Below are 17,523 nucleotides of genomic sequence, written 5' to 3'. Positions count from 1 at the left end.
GAGACCGAAGATGACCGCCGCACCCAGACTGCAGCCGCGCGAAGCGACCGCGCCGCATCTCGTCAATGTCCTGCACAGTCCCAAGCGCGTGCGCGTCAAATTCGGCGGCCGCACCATCGCCGACAGCCGAAACGTGCTGGTGCTTCGCTCCAACCACTTCCTGCCGATCTACTTCTTCCCGGTGGCGTCGGTCGACGCGTCGGTGCTGAAGCCCTCGCTGCATCGCGAGCCGCACGCGGTCGGCGGCGAGACGGCCTACTGGGATATCGACACCGGCGACAGGCGCAGCGCCAACGCGGCCTGGTCGTTCGTGTCGCCGCCGGGTGAAGACCTGTCGCCGCTCGCCGGTCGCATCGCCTTCAGCTGGAAGCTCGTCGACCAGTGGTTCGAGGAGGATGAAGAGGTCTTCGTCCATGCCCGCGATCCCTATGCCCGCATCGATGTTTTGCAAAGCGCGAGCCATGTGCAGGTCTGGTTCGACGGCGCTCCGTTCGCCGACAGCCACCGCCCGGTGCTGCTGTTCGAGACGCATCTGCCGACGCGCTTCTACCTGCATCCGGATGACATCAATCTGGAGCGGCTGACGGCGTCCGCCACAACGACGCGATGTCCTTACAAGGGCATCGCTTCCTATTGGTCCGGGCTCTTGAGCGACGGTTCGGTGCGCCCGGACATCGCCTGGAGCTACCGCGACCCGATCGCCGAGATGCCCAAGATCAAGGGCCTCGTCGCCTTCTACCCGCAGGCCGTGGATCGCATCCATCTCGACGGCGAACCCGTCGCATAGAGCAGCTTTTCAATCTTCATTTCAGACAGGGGTTTAGAACATGACCAAACACAGAGATATCGACGCACTTCGCAATCTGTCGGGGGACATCTGGAATGTCGCCGTCGACGAATATCAGGGCGGCTTTCTCAAGCGCCGCGATCTGCTGAAATACGCAGCGCTGCTCGGCTTGACCGGGTTTGCCGCCTCGCAGGGACTTGGAGGCGCGCGCGCATCAGCCGCTGCCGGCGGCATTGTCCGCGTCGGGCTCGGCCAGCCGACCAAGGCGATAGATCCCGTATCGGTCACCGATCCGGCCAGCATCGGAGTGATCAGCCAGGTCGGTGAATATTTGATCCTCGACGATCCCAAGGACGGGCTGCAGCCTAAGCTCGCTTTGTCCTGGGAGGCCGACGAGACCGCCAGCCGCTGGACCTTCAAATTGCGTCCGGGGGTGAAATTCCACGACGGCCGTGCGGTCACCGCCAAGGACGTGGTGGCTAGCTTCGAGCGGCTTGTCGATCCGGCCAGCGGCTCATCGGCGCTGTCGGCCTACAAGGGCATCCTGTCCAAGGGCGGCGCCAAGCTGGTGGACGACGAAACCGTCGCCTTCGACCTCGACGGTCCCAACAGCAACTTCCCCTTCTATGTCTCCTCCGACGTCTACAATGCCGTCATCCTGCCGGCCGACTATGCCGGCGATTTCGAGAAGACCTTCAACGGCACCGGCCCGTTCAAGCTCGAATCCTTCCGTCCCAAGCAGGGCGCGAGCTTCGTGCGCAATCCGGATTACTGGGGCGACAAGGCGCTGCCTGACCGTGTCGAGATCAAGTTCTTCGACGACGAGCAGGCCCAGGTGCTGGCGCTGCAGGCCGGCCAGCTCGACGTCATCCCGAGCACGACGCGGCTGGAACTGGCGATCGAGGGCAATCCCAACTTCAAGCTGCTGAGCGTGCAGGCAAGCTCGCATGACCAGGTGCACCTGCGGACCGACCAGGCGCCGTTCACCGACAAGCGCATCCGTCGCGCGCTGGCGCTTACGCTCGACCGCGAGGCGATCGTAAAGGGGCTGCTGAAAGGCCGCGCCATCGTCGGCAACGACACCCCGTTCGCGCCGGTCTTCCCCTCCGCCGACCCGTCGGTGCCGCAGCGCAAGCAGGATATCGCCGAGGCCAAGCGGTTGCTGGGCGAGGCGGGCGTGCCGAATGGCTTCGAAGTGACGCTGACCACCGAGCGCGCCTATGACATTCCCGACTATGCGGTGATCATCCAGAACTTCGCCAAGAAGGCCGGCATCGACGTCAAGCTCAATGTCCTGCCACAGGACGCCTATTACGGCTCGGCGACCTTCGGCAGTTCGCCCTGGCTGGATTCGGTTCTCGGCATCACCGACTACGGCCATCGCGGCACGCCCGACATCTTCCTCAACGCGACCCTGAAGAGTTCGGGGGCCTGGAACGCGGCGCATTTCAGAAATCCGGCCTACGATGCTCTGCTGCTCGACTACTCCAAGGCACGCGATCTCAACGCCCAGCGCCTTGCCGCCGGCAAGATCCAGACCCTCCTGCTTGACGAAACGCCGGCAATCATCAGCTACTTCTCGCAGTACAGCCGGATCACCAGCACCAAGGTCGAGGGCGTGCGCTTCACGGCGATTTCGCACCTGTTGCTCGACCGCGTTACCTTCGTCCAGGCATGATGCTCAAGCGAGGAGACGTCCCATTCCGATTCCATCGGGATGGGACTGGTTCAAGGCAAGGCGGCAAGACGCGATGCTGAGTGGCCGCACCGTATCGGCGCGCGCGGGCACACTTCTGCTCACGCTGTGGCTGGTCAGCATACTGGTCTTCTTTGCCGGGCAGGTTCTGCCCGGCGATGTCGGCCGCGTCATGCTCGGGCCGTTTGCCGATGCGCAAGCGGTGGCGGAACTGAACAAGCGGCTCGGCGCCGACCAGCCGGTTCTCGTCCAGTACTGGCGCTGGTTCGGCAACGCACTCACCGGCGATTTCGGCACCTCGCTGTCGATGGGCGGACCGGTGGCGCCGTTCGTGCTGGAAAGCCTCAAGCGCTCCGCGGCGCTTGCCGGCATCATCCTGGTTTTCCTGGTTCCGTTAGGGGTCGGCGCCGGCGTCGTCGCCGGTCTCAATGCGGGCCGCTTCATCGATCGGCTGATCGTGATGGCGGGCGTTTCCTTCGGTATTGTCCCGGACTTTGTGTCCGGCCTGATGCTGCTTATCGTTTTCGGCCTGTGGCTGAACTGGTTCCCGATCTCGGGCGTCGCACCCGACGGTGCGGGCTTCTGGACGAATGGCTACTATTTGATCCTGCCGGCGCTGCCGCTGGTGCTGAACCTTGCCGGCTATATCGCCCGCATGACGCGGGCCGGCGTGATCGAGGCTATGGCCGCCGACTATACACGCACCGCCGTCTTGAAGGGACTCGAGCGGCGCGAGATCATTTTTCGGCATGTGCTGCGCAATGCGCTGACGCCGACCATCGCGGTGCTTGCGACCCAGACCGGCTACATGCTTGGCGGGTTGGTGGTGATCGAAGCGCTGTTCGGTATCCAGGGCCTTGGCAATCTGGTTCTGAATGCGGCCAAGGCACGCGATTTCCCGATGCTTGAAGCCGGTGTGCTGGTGATGGCGGCAATATTCGTGCTGTCGGCGGCGGCAGGCGACCTCGTGCTGGCCTTGCTCGATCCGCGACAACGCCGCCGGGTATCATCATGACAGACCTGGCGGAGTTTCCCGCACCGCGGCGCGCGGTGGTCGGCTTGGCGGCGACGCGCAGGATCGGCAGCGCTTTTGCCGGACTGCCTCCGTCGGTCGTGGCCGGTTCGCTGGTGCTGCTGTTCTGGATCGCGTGCGCGCTGTTCGGCAATCTCTTCGTTCCCTACGATCCCTATGCCGAGGATTTTCTGGCGATGCTGACGCCGCCCGATGCCGTGCATTGGTTCGGCACCGACCAGCTCGGCCGCGACGTGCTGTCCCGCATCGTCGTCGGATCGCGCGACATCCTGCTGGTTGCGCCGCTCGCCACGCTTGCCGGTGTCACCGCCGGCAGCATCATCGGGCTGGTGCTCGGCTATTTCGACGGCCTGGTCGATGCCATCGGGGCCCGGCTGCTCGACACGCTGATGGCGTTTCCGTTCATCGTTCTCGTGACCATGACACTTGTCGCAATCGGCCCATCGAACCTGACCGTTGTTCTGGTGATCGCCATCGCCTACGCGCCGTTGGTGGCGCGGACCGTTCGGGCCGCCGTGCGCGAGCAGAAGCAGCGCGATTATGTCAGTGCCGCCCGGCTCGGCGGGGAGGGTGCTCTCGCCATCATGTTCCTGGAGATATTGCCTAATGTTCGGGAAACGATCCTCATCGAGCTCGTCACCCGGCTGGGCTACGCGTTCTTCTCGATCGCCACCCTGAGCTTTCTCGGCCTCGGCATCCAGCCGCCTTCCGCCGACTGGGGACTGGCCGTTGCTGACGGCTACGGCTTCCTGACCGGCGGCAAATGGTGGGTCGTCGTCTTCAATTCCGCGGCAATCGTATCGCTGGTGATGGCGACCAACCTCATCGCACAAGGCATCGGTGCCTTCGAAAATAGCGATGTGTGAGCTTTGATGCCTCTCCGCCGGCGGCGGAGAGGGAAACCATCCCGTCACAATGATCGTCCCGCGACACCGGTGCATTGAACACCTGGAATAGGGCTCGACGCGATCCCTCCGCATCGCGATCCAGGTCCTTCCGCTGACGAAACCCTTCCCTCGTTGCCGCACCTTTCGACAAGGGCGGGAGCGTGCTTCATGGGGACGGCCGAACAGAGCCGTTGACGCTGGCCCCCTTTACCTCCTAGGATTAAATCAAATTGATTTACGTTACTCGCCCGAAGAGGCGGAAATGCCGATCAACAATGGGAGATGAAGTATGACTGACAGGCTGCCAGACCCGCATATGCGTTCCCTGCAAGACCCGTCGACGGCTGTTTCACGCCGGCGGTTGTTGATTGGCACGGCTTTCGTCGCCGCGACCATCGCCACGACTTTCTCCTTCGGCGCGCGACCGGCGTCCGCCGAATCGGTGCTCGCCATGCACATCGAGGAGCAGACGAGCTGGGTGCAGAACTTCAACCCCTTCGACCTTGGCGGGCGCCGCCAGAGCACGATGGATTTCGTCTACGAGCCGCTCGTCATCTTCAACGACTATGACAGCGGCAAGCCGATCTTCCGGCTGGCGACGGGCTACAAATTCTCCGACGATCTGAAATCGATCACCTACACGCTGCGCGACGGCGTCAAATGGTCGGATGGTCAGCCATTGACCTCGGCCGACATGAAATTCACGCTCGAGCTCATGCTGAAGAACCCGGCGGTCGACATTGTCGGCGTCGGCGGCAGCGTCGCCTCGGTCGAAGCGCCTTCGCCGACCGAAGTGAAGATCACTCTGAAGGATGTCGACACGCATTTCCCGGAATCGATGGCCGATTTCCCTGTCGTGCCCGAACACATCTGGAAGGATGTCGCCGATCCGCTTGCCTTCAAGAACGAGAAGCCGGTCGGCTCCGGCCCGATGACCGAGATCCGCCGTTTCACGCCGCAGGTCTATGAGCAATGCCGCAACCCGAATTACTGGGACGCCGCCTCGCTGCATGTCGACTGCCTGAAGCTGCCGCAGATCTCCGGCAACGACCAGATGCTGGCACTGCTGCCGGAAGGCTCGATGGACTGGATCGGCTCGTTCCTGCCCGAGATCGACAAGACCTATGTCGCGCTCGACAAGGACCACAATGGCTACTGGCAGCCGCCGGCCGAAACCATCGCCTTCCAGGTGAACTTCAAGACCGCCAATCCGGCGCTGGCCGAGGCCTTCAACGACATCAATTTCCGTCACGCTTTCAGCCTGGTCATGGACCGCACGGCGATGGTGGACATTGCCGGCTTTGGCTATCCGGTGGTCAACCTGCACGCCAGCGGCCTGCCGCCGCGCTTCGACGCCTGGCGCAACAAGGCGGCCGAAGGCGACAAAGATGTGTGGATGACCTACGACGTCGACAAGGCCAACAAGGTGCTTGACGACGCCGGCTACAAGAAGGGCGCCGACGGCATGCGCACCACGCCGAAGGGCCAGCCGATCGCCTTCGCGATCATCGTTCCCAATGGCTGGACCGACTGGATCGACGCTGTGCAGATCGCCACAGAAGGCCTGCGCAAGGCGGGCATCAACGCCTCGGTGGCGACACCGGAATACGAACAGTGGCAAAAGCAGATTCTCGACGGCTCATTCGATGCGGTCATGAACTCCCGCGCCGACGGACCGACGCCGTTCCGCGGCTACTACCAGTCGCTGTCGACGGCCTTTGCCGGGCGCATCACCAGTGCGCCGTCGCGCTACTCCGATCCGGAACTGGACAAGGTGTTCGACGCCTACCGCAAGGCGACCACCGACGAAGACCGCAAGAAGCTGTTCGACCAGGTGCAGGTGATCATCGCCGACAATTTCCCGGTGGTGCCGGTGTTCAACGGACCGACCTGGTATCAGTATTCGACCAAGCGCTTCACCGGCTGGGTGACCAAGGACGAACCGGTGATGAACCCGGAGAACCACGACAACAACCGCATGCGGTTGATGCATCTGCTGCGCCTGAAGCCGGTACAATAAGTCTGAAGTAACGCCCTTCTCCCCTCATGAGGGGAGAGGGGTCCGTGTCGCAAAATCCTGGCTTCGGCGGCGGTCGCCGCGAGGCCGGATGCCGGACATGGTAAGATGCCTGCAGCCGCTTCTTCGTCCGTCGCTTCCAGCGACAGCTTCTCCGCCAAACGGAGAAGGCAATCGAGCACAAGGAATAGCCGATGCGGATTCCTCTTCGACGGCTTGGGGTCTATTTCGTCGCCTTCCTGTTTGCCATCGTGATGAATTTCACCGTTCCCCGGCTGATGCCGGGAAGCCCGGTCGACGGCATGATCGCACAGCTTGGGCCGCGCGCGACACCGGCGGCGATCGAGGCGATCAAGGCCCGCTTCGGTGCCGTCGAACAGCCGATCCTGGGACAGTTCGTCGACTACATCACCGGCCTCGCCCGGCTCGATCTCGGCGTGTCGGTCAAATACTACCCGCAGACCGTCACCCAGGTCCTCGCCCGTTCGGCCGGCTGGACCGCCTTCCTGGTCACCACGGCGATCATCTTTTCCCTCTGCGTTGGAGTCTCCCTCGGCGCAGTGGCAGCCTGGCGGCGAGGCGGACGCTTCGATGCGTTCGTCTCGCCGTTTTCTGTCGTGCTGATCGCAATCCCGCCGGTCATCATCGGACTGGCGACCCTGTTCACCTTTGGCGTGACGCTGCGCTGGTTCCCGGTCGGCTATGCCTACAATCCCGATCTCGATCCGGGCCTGAACTTCACCTTTTTCGGCAGCGTCTTCTGGCACGCGGTGATGCCGGTGCTGACGCTGTCGCCCTATCTGATCGGTGAATTCCAGACGACGATGCGCTCCTCGATGATATCGGTGCTCGGCGAGGATTATGTCACCATGGGCCGCGCCAAGGGGCTGGGCGAGACCGTGGTGATGTTTTCCTATGCGGCGCGAAACGCGATGCTGCCGGTGCTGACCAATCTGGCGCTGATGCTGGGCGCGGTGTTCGGCGGCTCGATCGTCACCGAGATCGTCTTCAACTATCCCGGCCTCGGGCTGACGCTGTTCACCGCCAGCGTGGCGCGCGACTATCCGGTCATCCAGGGCCAGCTGCTGCTGATGACGATGGCGACGCTCGGCGCCAATCTGCTGGTCGACATCCTCTATGGTGTCGTCGATCCGCGCATCCGGGAGGAACGGGCATGAATTTCGGTTGGCAACTTCTGTGGCGGCAGAAGAAGGCCGTCGCCGGCCTGATCATCGTCGCCGCGCTCTGCCTGATGGCGCTCTTCGCACCCATCCTGGCGCCGACCGATCCGGGCGCGCGGGTCGGCCGCTCGCATCAGCCGCCGACCGTCGAGCATTATTTCGGCACCACCAAGATGGGCCGCGACGTCTATGCGCAATTCGTCTGGGGCGCGCGCCCGTCGTTGGCGGTCGGTTTTGCCACCGGGCTGTTCATCACCGCACTTGGCACCATCATCGGGCTGGTCGCCGGTTATTTCGGCGGGCGCACCGATGCGACGCTGGACCTGATCACCAATGCGGTGCTGGTCATCCCCAACATCCCGCTCTTGATCCTGCTTGCTTCCTTCGCCGGCACGGTCGGGCCGGTCGCCATCATGATGATCATCGCGCTGACCTCATGGCCGTGGGGCGCGCGCATGACGCGGTCGCAGACGATGGCGCTTCGCAACCGCGAGTTCGTGACCGCGGCGCGCATGGTCGGCGAGCCTTCCTGGCGCATCATCTTCGTCGAGATCCTGCCCAATCTGGTGCCGCTGATCGGCATCAACATCGTCGGCTCGATCATCTACGCCATCGTCGCGCAGACGACACTCGAATATCTCGGCTTCGGCGACCCGCTCAACGTCACCTGGGGCACGATGCTCTACAATGCGCAGAATTCCTCCGCCATCATCGTCGGTGCCTGGTGGGACATCAGCGCGCCGGCCGCCGGCATCGCGCTGGTCGGGCTGGGCCTTGCGCTGTTAAACTTCACCTTCGACGAGATCGCCAATCCGCAGTTGCGCTCCGGTCCGGCGCTCAGCCGCTGGCTGCGCCTCAGCCGGCTGCGCAAGCGCGAACTGGAGGCGGCACGGTGAACGAGGCGCTGCTGCAAATCCGCGATCTCAGCGTCGACTATCTCTTGGACAAGGGCGCCTTCCGCGCGGTCAAGAACGTGTCCTTCGACATCGGCCGCGGCGAACTGTTTGGGCTCGCCGGCGAATCCGGCTGCGGCAAGAGCACGATCGCCTACGCCATCACCCGGCTGGCCAAGGCGCCGGCCTGGGTGGCGGGTGGCGAGATCCTGCTCGACGGCCAGGATCTTTTGAAGCTGCCGGAAACCCGGCTGCAGGAGGTCCGCTGGCGACGGATCGGCATGGTGTTCCAGAGCGCGATGAATTCGCTCAATCCACTGATGCGGGTCGAGGCGCAGTTCCACGACGTGCTGCGCCGGCATACCGGCTCGTCGCGCGAAAAATCGCGGGCGCGCGCCGAAGAGATGTTCAAGCTGGTGGGCATTCCGGTCAGCCGGCTGACCGACTATCCGCACCAGTTCTCAGGCGGCATGCGCCAGCGTATCGTCATCGCCATCTGTCTGGCGCTCAAGCCGGAGCTGATCATCATGGACGAGCCGACGACCGCGCTCGACGTGGTCGTGCAGCGCGAAATCCTCGAACAGGTCATCGACCTGCAGCGCGGCTATGGTTTCTCGGTGCTGTTCATCACCCATGACCTGCATTTGATGGCGCAGCTCTGTCACCGCATCGGAGTGATGCTGAAGGGCGAACTGGTCGAGGTCGGCGATGTCAGGCAGGTCAGCCGCGCGCCGGCGCACGACTACACGCGAAAGCTTTGGGGCGCGATCCCGCAACTGCCCGGCCATCCCTCGGTGAAGGACGCGATCACATGAATGCCGTGATGACTGTTCCCCCAGCAGCCATCGCGGCCGAGCCGATCGTCAGGCTGGACGGCATCGAGCGCAGCTTCGGCCTGGTGCAGGCGTTGCGCGGTGTCTCGCTGTCGCTGAAGGGCGGCCATGCGCTGGCGCTGGTTGGAGAATCCGGCTGCGGCAAGACCACCTGCGCCCGCATCATCGCACGCATGGATAAGCCGACCGGCGGCGAGATGCTCTATCGCGGCCGCAACATCACGCGGACCGGCACGGCCGCCGAGGAAAAGGCCTACCGCCGCGCCGTGCAGATGGTGTTCCAGGATCCGTTCGCCTCGCTCAACCCGGTGTTTTCGGTACAGCATCATCTGGCGCGACCGCTGGCGCTGCATGGCCATGCCAGGAGCAAGGCGGAGCAGGTGAAGGGTGTCGCCGATCTCCTCAACTGGGTCGGCCTCGAGCCGGCGCTGACCGCGCACAAGTTTCCGCATGAACTGTCGGGAGGCCAGCGCCAGCGCGTCAACATCGCGCGAGCGCTCGCCGTGCAGCCCGACGTGCTGGTCGCCGACGAGCCGACCTCGATGCTCGATGTCTCGATCCGCCTCGGCATCCTCGAACTCCTGGCGCGCATAAAGCAGGAGCGGCAACTGGCGCTACTCTACATCACGCATGACATCGCCACCGCCGCCCATGTCGCCGAAGAGGTGATCGTGATGTTCGCCGGCCAGATGGTCGAGTGGGGTGATACACTCTCGGTGATCGGTGATGCCCGCCATCCCTACACGCAATTGCTGCTTTCGGCGGTGCCGGACCCCGATCGGCCGTTCGTGGCTGGTGACAGCGCCCGCTTTCTCGGTCACGCCGAGGAGGTGCGACGCCTGAGCCGGCCATCCTCGACTGTGGTCAACAAGGTCGGTCCCAACCATTTCGTGCGCGCGCTGGGCGCGGTGTCCTGAAAATCAACGCCATAGGGTCTCCATGGATTATCTGGTCAATCTTTCGCTGCTTTCGCCCGATCCCGAACTTGATGCGCGTGTCCGCCGTGTCGCCGTCACCATTCGCCGGGCGTTGGCGCCGGAACTCGAACTGGTGACTGGCTGGGTGCGGCAAACCTTCAACGCCGGCTGGTCGAGCGAGACGACGGTGGCATTTTCGCGCCAGCCGGCCTCGTGCTTCCTGGCGACACGCGACGGCGAGCTGGTCGGCTTTGCCGTCTATGATTCGATCGCGCGTGGCTTCTTCGGCCCGACCGGCGTCGGCGAGGCCGCGCGCGGCGCCGGCATCGGCCACGCGCTGCTGCTGGCAACGCTGCTCGACATGCGGGTCATGGGCTATGGCTACGCCATCATCGGCGATGTCGGTCCGTCCGAATTCTACGAGCGCACCGTCGGCGCGACGCAGATCCCGGACTCCGAACCCGGGGTCTATGCCGGCTTGCTCAACACCCATCCCTGATCTCTTGTTCGAAAGCTTGTCATGACGCTTCAATCCAAATCCGCATTCCGTCTGGAAACGACCTGGGCACCGGCCACCGCCACCGACAAGCTCGCCTATTCGCTGACGCTCACCAATTTGTCGTCGAAGGCCATCGAAGGTTTTCGGCTGTGCGTCAGCGGCCCGGCCCGCATCGATCCGGCCGTCACCGTTGAAGGCGGCAGGCTTTCGGAACGGCTGTCCAACCATTCCGAATTCGCGCCGCCAGACGGTTTCGTGCTGCAGCCGCGTGAGACATGGACCGTCACCGCGCACGGGCTGAGCTATCCGCTGCGGCACTGGACCGACGGCGCCACCGCTGCCTACCTCGTGCTTGCCGATGGCACCGTTGCCCCAGTTGCGTTAGGTCCGACCAAGGCGATCGGCGACAATGCGGTGTTGAAGCGCGGCGCCGAAATCTATCCGGTGCCCGCGCAGGCGCCTGTGCCGGTTTCGATCATACCGTGGCCGCGCATCGTTTCCGTCTCCGGCCGACGCGCTGTTGCGCAAGGTCTGGCACTTCGGCCGAAGGGAACGGCAGCCGCCGATGCCGCCGGCGCGTTCGGTGACCTTGTCGACAGCCTGTTTGCCGTCGAAGGCATTGTGCGCAACGAGGCCGAAGGCGGCTTGCCGGTCGATCTCGGCATCACGGACGGATTTGGCCCGGAAGCCTATGCGATCCGCTTTTCAGCTGATGGGGTCGCGGTTTCGGCGGGAACGAGAACCGGATTGTTCTACGGGCTGGTCACGCTCGGCCAGATCCTGCGCGGGGCGCGATCGCACCCCGAGACGTTTCTCTTCCCGGCCGAAGGCGAAATCCGCGATGAGCCGGCGCTGGGCTGGCGCGGCACGCATCTCGACGTCGCCCGGCAGTTCTACGCAACGGCCGAGATCAAGACCTTCCTGCGCATCCTTGCCTGGAACAAGCTCAACCGGTTCCACTGGCATCTGTCCGACGACGAGGCGTGGCGGGTCGAAATATCGGCCTATCCCGAGCTGACGAAAGTCGGCGCGTGGCGCGGCCATGGGTTGCCGGTGCCGCCCTTGCTGGGCTCGGGCCCCGAGCCGAGCGGGGGCTACTACACCAAGGCTGCCGTGCGCGAGGTCGTCGACCTTGCCGGCCAACTCGGCATCGCGGTCGTGCCGGAGATCGACGTACCGGGGCATTGCTATGCGATGCTGCAGGCGATACCGGAGCTGCGCGATCCCGGCGAGAGCGGCGAGTATTTCTCGGTGCAGGGGTTTCCCAACAATTGCATCAATCCGGCACGGCCGGAGACCTACATTGTGCTGGAGAAAATCCTCGACGAATTGATCGAGCTGTTTCCGTTCAAGACCATCCATGTCGGCGCCGACGAGGTGCCGCTGGGCGCCTGGTCCGGTTCGCCGCAAGCGCTGGCGCGGCTCACCGAGGTTGGCGGCGAGGGGCTGGCGGTCGCTCATGCCAAGCGTCTCAACGTGGTCACCAACACGCACGGCGCCGATGAGATCGACGGCTCGGGCGCGGCGGTGCTGCAGGCCGAGTTTCTCAAGCGCATACAATCGTTCCTTGCGTCTCGCGGCTGCGTCACCGGCGGCTGGCAAGAGGCGGCGCACGGCAATGTCATCGACAAGCAGAAAAGCTACCTCTGCGGCTGGCGAACGGTCGAAGCGTCGGCCGCACTTGCGGGCGAGGGCTATGCGATGGTGGTGTGCCCCGGCCAGGTCTATTACCTCGACATGGCCAACAGTCCGGCCTGGTCGGAACCGGGTGCGGCCTGGGCCGGCTGGTCCGATCCGGAAAAGCTGTATGGCTTCGATCCTGTCGAGGGCTGGACGGACGCGCAGAAGACGAAACTGCTCGGCGTGCAGGCCTGCATCTGGTCGGAGCCGATGACCGACCGCGCCGTCTTCGACCGGCTGGTGTTTCCCCGCATCTCGGCGCTGGCGGAAACAGGCTGGACGCAGCCGGAGAGAAAGTCCTGGGAACGGTTCAAGGCGCTCGCCGGGCTGATGCCGGTGCTCTACGGGGCGACCTAGCAACCTCCAGTTCGCCTAGCCGGCGTGCGGCTTTTGCAGGACGTCGAACTGCGGGTTGGTCTCGGAAAAGATCGGCAGCGCGGCGGCACCAAGAACCGAAGTGTCCTTGCCGGCGGCGCCGACAAGGACACGCGGCACGGTGCGGGCGCTGGTCGAGCTGACCGAGAGGTACAAGGGGTCGAGCCGGCTGGCCAGGAGCTCGATGACGCCGACCGGCATGAAACCGCCGAGGACCACGGTTTCGGGATCGAGCGCGAGTTCGAGCATGTTGATCGCCTGGCGCAGCGGATCGATTGCCTGGACGACCCATGCTTCCAGACTGTCGCCATTGGCCAGCAATGCCTGGAGCAATTCCGGCGAGGCATGATCGGGGTCGGGGATTTCCAGGCACTCATAGGCGGCGCGCAACGAGACATAGCGTTCGAGACAGCCGCGCTTGCCGCAGCCGCATTCGAGGCCGCCGGGCTTGACGATCATGTGGCCGATCTCGCCGGCATTGTGGCGGCTGCCCTTGTAGAGATGGCCGTCCAGGAACAGGCCGGCGCCAAGGCCGGTGCCGATGAACAAATAGACGAAGCTGCCGAGGTTGCGGGCAACGCCATAGAGCCGCTCGCCGATGGCGGCGGCGGTGGCATCGTTCTCGACCGTTACTGGAATGCCGGTCAGCCGCTGCAGCTCTTCGGCGACGGGGAAATCCTGCCAGCCGGGCAGCGCGGTCGGCCCGACCGAGGTCATGCCCTCGACGTCGAACGGACCCGGCATCGCCATGCCGATGCCAAGCAGGCGGCCGCGGTCGAAACGAAACTTGCGCATCAGGTCGCCGGCTATCGCTGCCAGCAAGGGCATCGCCTGCGCCGGCGTCGGCCGGTCGACCGGGCGCTCGATGCGAGCGCGAACCGTGCCGGACAGATCGGTGATGACGCCGACCGCCAGCTGGTGGTCGAGCTGCAGACCGATCGAATAGCCGCCGTCGGGATTGATCGAGTAGGGGACCGCCGGCTGGCCGCGAGCGCCCTTCAGCGTGGCTTGCGCGCGAAGCAGCTGTTCCCGCTCGAGTTCCTCGACGATGTTGGAGATGGTCTGCGTGCTCAGTGCCGTCAGGCGCGCGATCGCCGCCCGCGACAAGGCACCGTTGGTCCTGATCGCTTCGATCACGACGCGGCGATTGTGTGACTTGGCCTGTTCGAGATTGGTGCCAGCGATGGCTTTTCTAGGGGGCATGTGCGCGTTACCAACGAACCTTCCGCAGAAAACAAATCAAGTTGATTTAATTATACGCAATGGTAGCTACCACTTCTAGCGGGTTTCGCAATGGCAGCGCCATCGTGCCACGCGCGGATCAGCATTATTTGATGCCATCAGCGCAGCCGGCCGACGCCGAGATCGGCGAGCAACGGCTTTGCATTCCATCCGCCACTTCCATATATCGCAAGGCATGAAAAAAATCGGTTTCCTGTCATTCGGGCACTGGACGCCCTCATCGCAATCACAGACGCGGTCGGCATCGGACGCGCTGCTGCAGTCCATCGACCTCGCCGTCGCCGCCGAGCAACTGGGCGCGGACGGCGCCTATTTCCGCGTCCATCATTTCGCTCGTCAGCTCGCTTCGCCGTTCCCGCTGCTGGCAGCCGTCGGCGCGAAGACCAGCCGCATCGAGATCGGCACCGCGGTCATCGATATGCGCTACGAAAATCCGCTCTACATGGCCGAGGACGCCGGTGCTGCCGACATCATCGCCGGCGGCCGCCTGCAGCTTGGCATCAGCCGCGGCTCGCCGGAGCAGGTGATCGACGGCTGGCGCTACTTCGGCTACGCCCCGGCGGAGGGACAGAGCGACGCCGAGATGGCGCGGCATCACGCCGAGGTCTTCCTCGATACGCTGCGGGGCGAGGGGTTCGCCCAGCCCAATCCACGGCCGATGTTCCCCAACCCGCCCGGCCTGCTGCGGCTCGAGCCGCATTCTGAAGGCTTGCGCGAGCGGATCTGGTGGGGTGCGGCCACCAACGCCACTTCGGAATGGGCGGCGAAACTGGGCATGAACCTACAGAGTTCGACGCTCAAATTCGACGAGAGTGGCAAGTCGTTCCACATCCAGCAGGCCGAGCAGATCCGGGTCTACCGCGAGGCCTGGAAGGCGGCCGGCCATCAGCGCGAGCCGCGCGTGTCGGTCAGCCGCAGCATCTTCGCGCTGGTCGACGATCGCGACCGCGCCTATTTCGGGCGCGGCAACCAGAGCAGCGACCAGATCGGCTTCATCGAGGAGAACACCAAGGCGATCTTCGGGCGCAGCTACGCCGCCGAACCGGATGTGCTCATCAAGGAATTGGCGCAGGACGAGGCGATCGCCGAGGCCGACACACTGCTGCTCACCGTGCCCAACCAGCTCGGCGTCGACTACAATGCCCATGTCATCGAGGCGATCCTGACCCATGTCGCTCCGGCGCTGGGCTGGCGCTGACACCGATCGATCAAGGCGGATTGCTACAAGGAGGACAACATGCCGAAGAAAGCCTTGATCGCCTGGGGAGGTTGGCAAGGGCATACGCCGGAGCAGAGTGCGAAAATCGTGCGCGATCTGCTCGAACGCAACGGTTTCGACGTTACGCTTGGCGAGGGCACCGCGATGTTCGCCGATCCGAAGCTCAGCGCATTCGATCTCATCGTGCCCGTGATCACCATGTCGACAATCGAAAAGGCCGAACTTCAGAACCTGGTTCTCGCGGTTCGCCAGGGCAGTGGCCTTGGCGGCTTTCACGGCACGATGTGCGACAGCTTCCGCAGCGAAACCGATTATCAGTTCATGACCGGCGGCCAGTGGGTCGCGCATCCCGGCGACATCATCGACTATACGGTCGCCGTCACCAAGCCGGATGATCCGATCACAACCGGCGTCAGTGATTTCGCCTACCGATCGGAGCAGTATTACATGCATGTCGATCCGGGCAACGAAGTGCTGGCCACAACCACCTTCACTGACCAGCATTTTCCGGGAATAGGCGGCATCGTGATGCCGGTGGTCTGGAAGCGTCGCTATGGGGCTGGGAAGGTCTTCTACAGCGCGCTGGGACACAATGCCGGCGAGTTCGCGGTCCCGGAAATGGCCTTGATCGTCGAGCGCGGCCTTGTCTGGGCCGCCCGCTAGGTTGGTTTCGGAAGGGAGGACGGGATCTTGACGGTATCGGTTAAAGACCTGCCCCTGCACACGCCTATCGATGGCCGGCACCGCAAGATGCTGATCGATGGCCTCTGGTGCGACGCGCTCGGTGGCCGCAGCTTCGAGACGCGCAATCCCGCCACCGGCGCCGTGATCGGCACCGTGCCGCTCTCCGATTCAGGCGATATCGACCTCGCGGTGGCGGCGGCGCGGCGCGCCTTCGACGGACCATGGAGCCGGTTCAAGCCCTATGAGCGCCAGCTGCTGCTGCTCAGGATTGCCGACCTGATGGAGCGGCATTGGGAGGAGATCGCGCTTTCCGACACGACGGACATGGGCATGCCCATCGTGCGCACGCTCGCCAACAAGAACCGCGTGCTCGGCATGCTGCGCTTCTACGCCGGCATGGCGACGTCGATCCATGGCCACACGATCGGTAATTCGCTGCCGGGCGAGATCGTCTCCTACACGCGCAAGGAGCCGGTTGGCGTGGTCGGCGCGATCATTCCCTGGAATGCGCCGACCGCAGCGTCGATCTGGAAGATCGGCCCAGCGCTGGCGGCCGGCTGCACCATCGTGCTGAAGCCTTCCGAGGAAGCGCCGCTGACGCCGCTGCTGATTGGCGCGCTGATGATGGAGGCCGGCGCGCCTCCCGGCGTTGTCAACGTCGTCACCGGCACCGGCGCGGAAGCCGGCGCGCCGCTCGCCGCCCATATGGACGTCGACAAGATCGTCTTCACCGGCTCCACAGTGACCGGCCAGAGCATCCTGCGCGCCTCGGCCGGCAACATGAAGCGCGTCTCGCTGGAACTCGGCGGCAAGTCGCCGGTCATCGTCTGCGCCGATGCCGATCTCGAGCGCGCCGTGCCTGTAGCGGCAATGTCTGTGTTCGCCAATTCCGGCCAGATCTGCATCGCCGGGTCGCGGCTGTTCGTCGAACGGCCGATCTACGAGGAATTCGTCGAGCGGGTCTCGGCCTATGCGGCAAAACTCAGGATCGGCGACGGCGCCGACCCTGAAACCGAGATCGGGCCGCTGATTTCGCCCAAGCAGCTCGAACGCGTCGCCGGCTTCATCGAGGACGGCACGAGGCAAGGTGCCCGGCTGGTCACCGGCGGCAACCGCATCACTGAAGGCGGGCTCGGTGCTGGCAATTTCATGGCGCCCAGTGTGTTCTCAGGCGTTACCGATGACATGCGCATTGCCCGCGAAGAGATCTTCGGCCCGGTCATCTCGGCGCTGCCCTTCGACACGCTGGACGAGGTGGTGCGGCGCGGCAACGACACGCCTTATGGGCTGGGTGCCGGCGTGTTCACCCGCGACATCGGCAAGGCGCACCAGCTGGCAAACCGCCTGCGCGCCGGCTCCGTCTGGGTCAACACCTATCACGCCATCGACCCCGCGGTGCCCTTCGGCGGCTACAAGATGAGCGGCTACGGGCGCGAGGGCGGGGCCGAGCATCTCGACGAATATCTCAATACCAAGGGCGTCTGGATCAGGACGGACTGAGAGACCGTCTGGAAACTCTACTCCCGCGAGTCATCTGGCGGCACTTTCTGCGCTTCCGGTGCTGACGTACTCAAAGTACC

General features: G+C 64.3%; 15 protein-coding genes. 14 read left to right on the top strand and 1 reads right to left on the bottom strand.

What is annotated here, in order from left to right:
- The first annotated feature begins 10 nt into the window (after nucleotides 1-10).
- The 11 genes from AC1D2G_RS14900 (at nucleotide 11) to AC1D2G_RS14850 (ending at nucleotide 12,780) form a co-directional block, all read left to right on the top strand.
- Nucleotides 11-787 (top strand): DUF427 domain-containing protein, encoded by a 777-nt coding sequence (locus tag AC1D2G_RS14900; protein WP_477414864.1) that lies wholly within the window; start codon nucleotides 11-13, stop codon nucleotides 785-787.
- 40 nt (nucleotides 788-827) lie between these two features.
- Nucleotides 828-2,465: an ABC transporter substrate-binding protein gene (locus AC1D2G_RS14895; RefSeq protein ID WP_477414862.1), complete on the top strand. Its 1,638-nt coding sequence runs from the start codon at nucleotides 828-830 to the stop codon at nucleotides 2,463-2,465.
- 73 nt (nucleotides 2,466-2,538) lie between these two features.
- Nucleotides 2,539-3,498 (top strand): ABC transporter permease, encoded by a 960-nt coding sequence (locus AC1D2G_RS14890; protein ID WP_477414860.1) that lies wholly within the window; start codon nucleotides 2,539-2,541, stop codon nucleotides 3,496-3,498.
- Entirely contained in the window at nucleotides 3,495-4,382 is an 888-nt protein-coding gene (locus AC1D2G_RS14885; protein WP_477414858.1) for an ABC transporter permease, read from the top strand. The genes AC1D2G_RS14890 and AC1D2G_RS14885 overlap by 4 nt, the downstream gene beginning before the upstream one ends.
- A gap of 310 nt (nucleotides 4,383-4,692) precedes the next feature.
- Nucleotides 4,693-6,423 (top strand): ABC transporter substrate-binding protein, encoded by a 1,731-nt coding sequence (locus AC1D2G_RS14880; protein WP_477414856.1) that lies wholly within the window; start codon nucleotides 4,693-4,695, stop codon nucleotides 6,421-6,423.
- A 191-nt stretch (nucleotides 6,424-6,614) separates the two neighbouring features.
- On the top strand, nucleotides 6,615-7,598 hold the full coding sequence (locus AC1D2G_RS14875; RefSeq protein WP_477414854.1) for an ABC transporter permease: 984 nt from the start codon (nucleotides 6,615-6,617) through the stop codon (nucleotides 7,596-7,598).
- Nucleotides 7,595-8,497: an ABC transporter permease gene (locus AC1D2G_RS14870; protein WP_477414852.1), complete on the top strand. Its 903-nt coding sequence runs from the start codon at nucleotides 7,595-7,597 to the stop codon at nucleotides 8,495-8,497. Before AC1D2G_RS14875 ends, AC1D2G_RS14870 begins: the two co-directional genes overlap by 4 nt.
- The gene (locus tag AC1D2G_RS14865; protein WP_477414850.1) at nucleotides 8,494-9,309 is read left to right on the top strand and encodes an ABC transporter ATP-binding protein; all 816 of its coding nucleotides are present in this window, start codon (nucleotides 8,494-8,496) and stop codon (nucleotides 9,307-9,309) included. Before AC1D2G_RS14870 ends, AC1D2G_RS14865 begins: the two co-directional genes overlap by 4 nt.
- Nucleotides 9,310-9,317: 8 nt before the next feature.
- Nucleotides 9,318-10,244: an ABC transporter ATP-binding protein gene (locus tag AC1D2G_RS14860; RefSeq protein ID WP_457152019.1), complete on the top strand. Its 927-nt coding sequence runs from the start codon at nucleotides 9,318-9,320 to the stop codon at nucleotides 10,242-10,244.
- 22 nt (nucleotides 10,245-10,266) lie between these two features.
- Nucleotides 10,267-10,743, top strand: coding sequence for a GNAT family N-acetyltransferase (locus AC1D2G_RS14855; protein WP_457152018.1), 477 nt, complete (start codon nucleotides 10,267-10,269; stop codon nucleotides 10,741-10,743).
- 21 nt (nucleotides 10,744-10,764) lie between these two features.
- The gene (locus AC1D2G_RS14850; protein WP_477414848.1) at nucleotides 10,765-12,780 is read left to right on the top strand and encodes a beta-N-acetylhexosaminidase; all 2,016 of its coding nucleotides are present in this window, start codon (nucleotides 10,765-10,767) and stop codon (nucleotides 12,778-12,780) included.
- A 15-nt stretch (nucleotides 12,781-12,795) separates the two neighbouring features.
- Here AC1D2G_RS14850 and AC1D2G_RS14845 read toward each other — a convergent pair whose 3' ends face one another.
- Nucleotides 12,796-14,001, bottom strand: coding sequence for an ROK family transcriptional regulator (locus tag AC1D2G_RS14845; RefSeq protein ID WP_477414846.1), 1,206 nt, complete (start codon nucleotides 13,999-14,001; stop codon nucleotides 12,796-12,798).
- Nucleotides 14,002-14,215: 214 nt separating this feature from the next.
- Here AC1D2G_RS14845 and AC1D2G_RS14840 point away from each other — a divergent pair, with 214 nt between their 5' ends.
- The 3 genes from AC1D2G_RS14840 (at nucleotide 14,216) to AC1D2G_RS14830 (ending at nucleotide 17,443) form a co-directional block, all read left to right on the top strand.
- Nucleotides 14,216-15,238, top strand: coding sequence for an LLM class flavin-dependent oxidoreductase (locus tag AC1D2G_RS14840; RefSeq protein WP_477414844.1), 1,023 nt, complete (start codon nucleotides 14,216-14,218; stop codon nucleotides 15,236-15,238).
- A 39-nt stretch (nucleotides 15,239-15,277) separates the two neighbouring features.
- The gene (locus AC1D2G_RS14835; protein WP_477301300.1) at nucleotides 15,278-15,922 is read left to right on the top strand and encodes a ThuA domain-containing protein; all 645 of its coding nucleotides are present in this window, start codon (nucleotides 15,278-15,280) and stop codon (nucleotides 15,920-15,922) included.
- Nucleotides 15,923-16,009: 87 nt separating this feature from the next.
- Entirely contained in the window at nucleotides 16,010-17,443 is a 1,434-nt protein-coding gene (locus AC1D2G_RS14830; protein ID WP_477302185.1) for an aldehyde dehydrogenase family protein, read from the top strand.
- The last annotated feature ends 80 nt before the right edge of the window (nucleotides 17,444-17,523 follow it).

Source organism: Mesorhizobium sp. P2_C7 (genome assembly GCF_056404515.1).
Note: the sequence above shows the minus strand (reverse complement) of the source record. Positions and strands in the feature narration are given on the sequence as shown.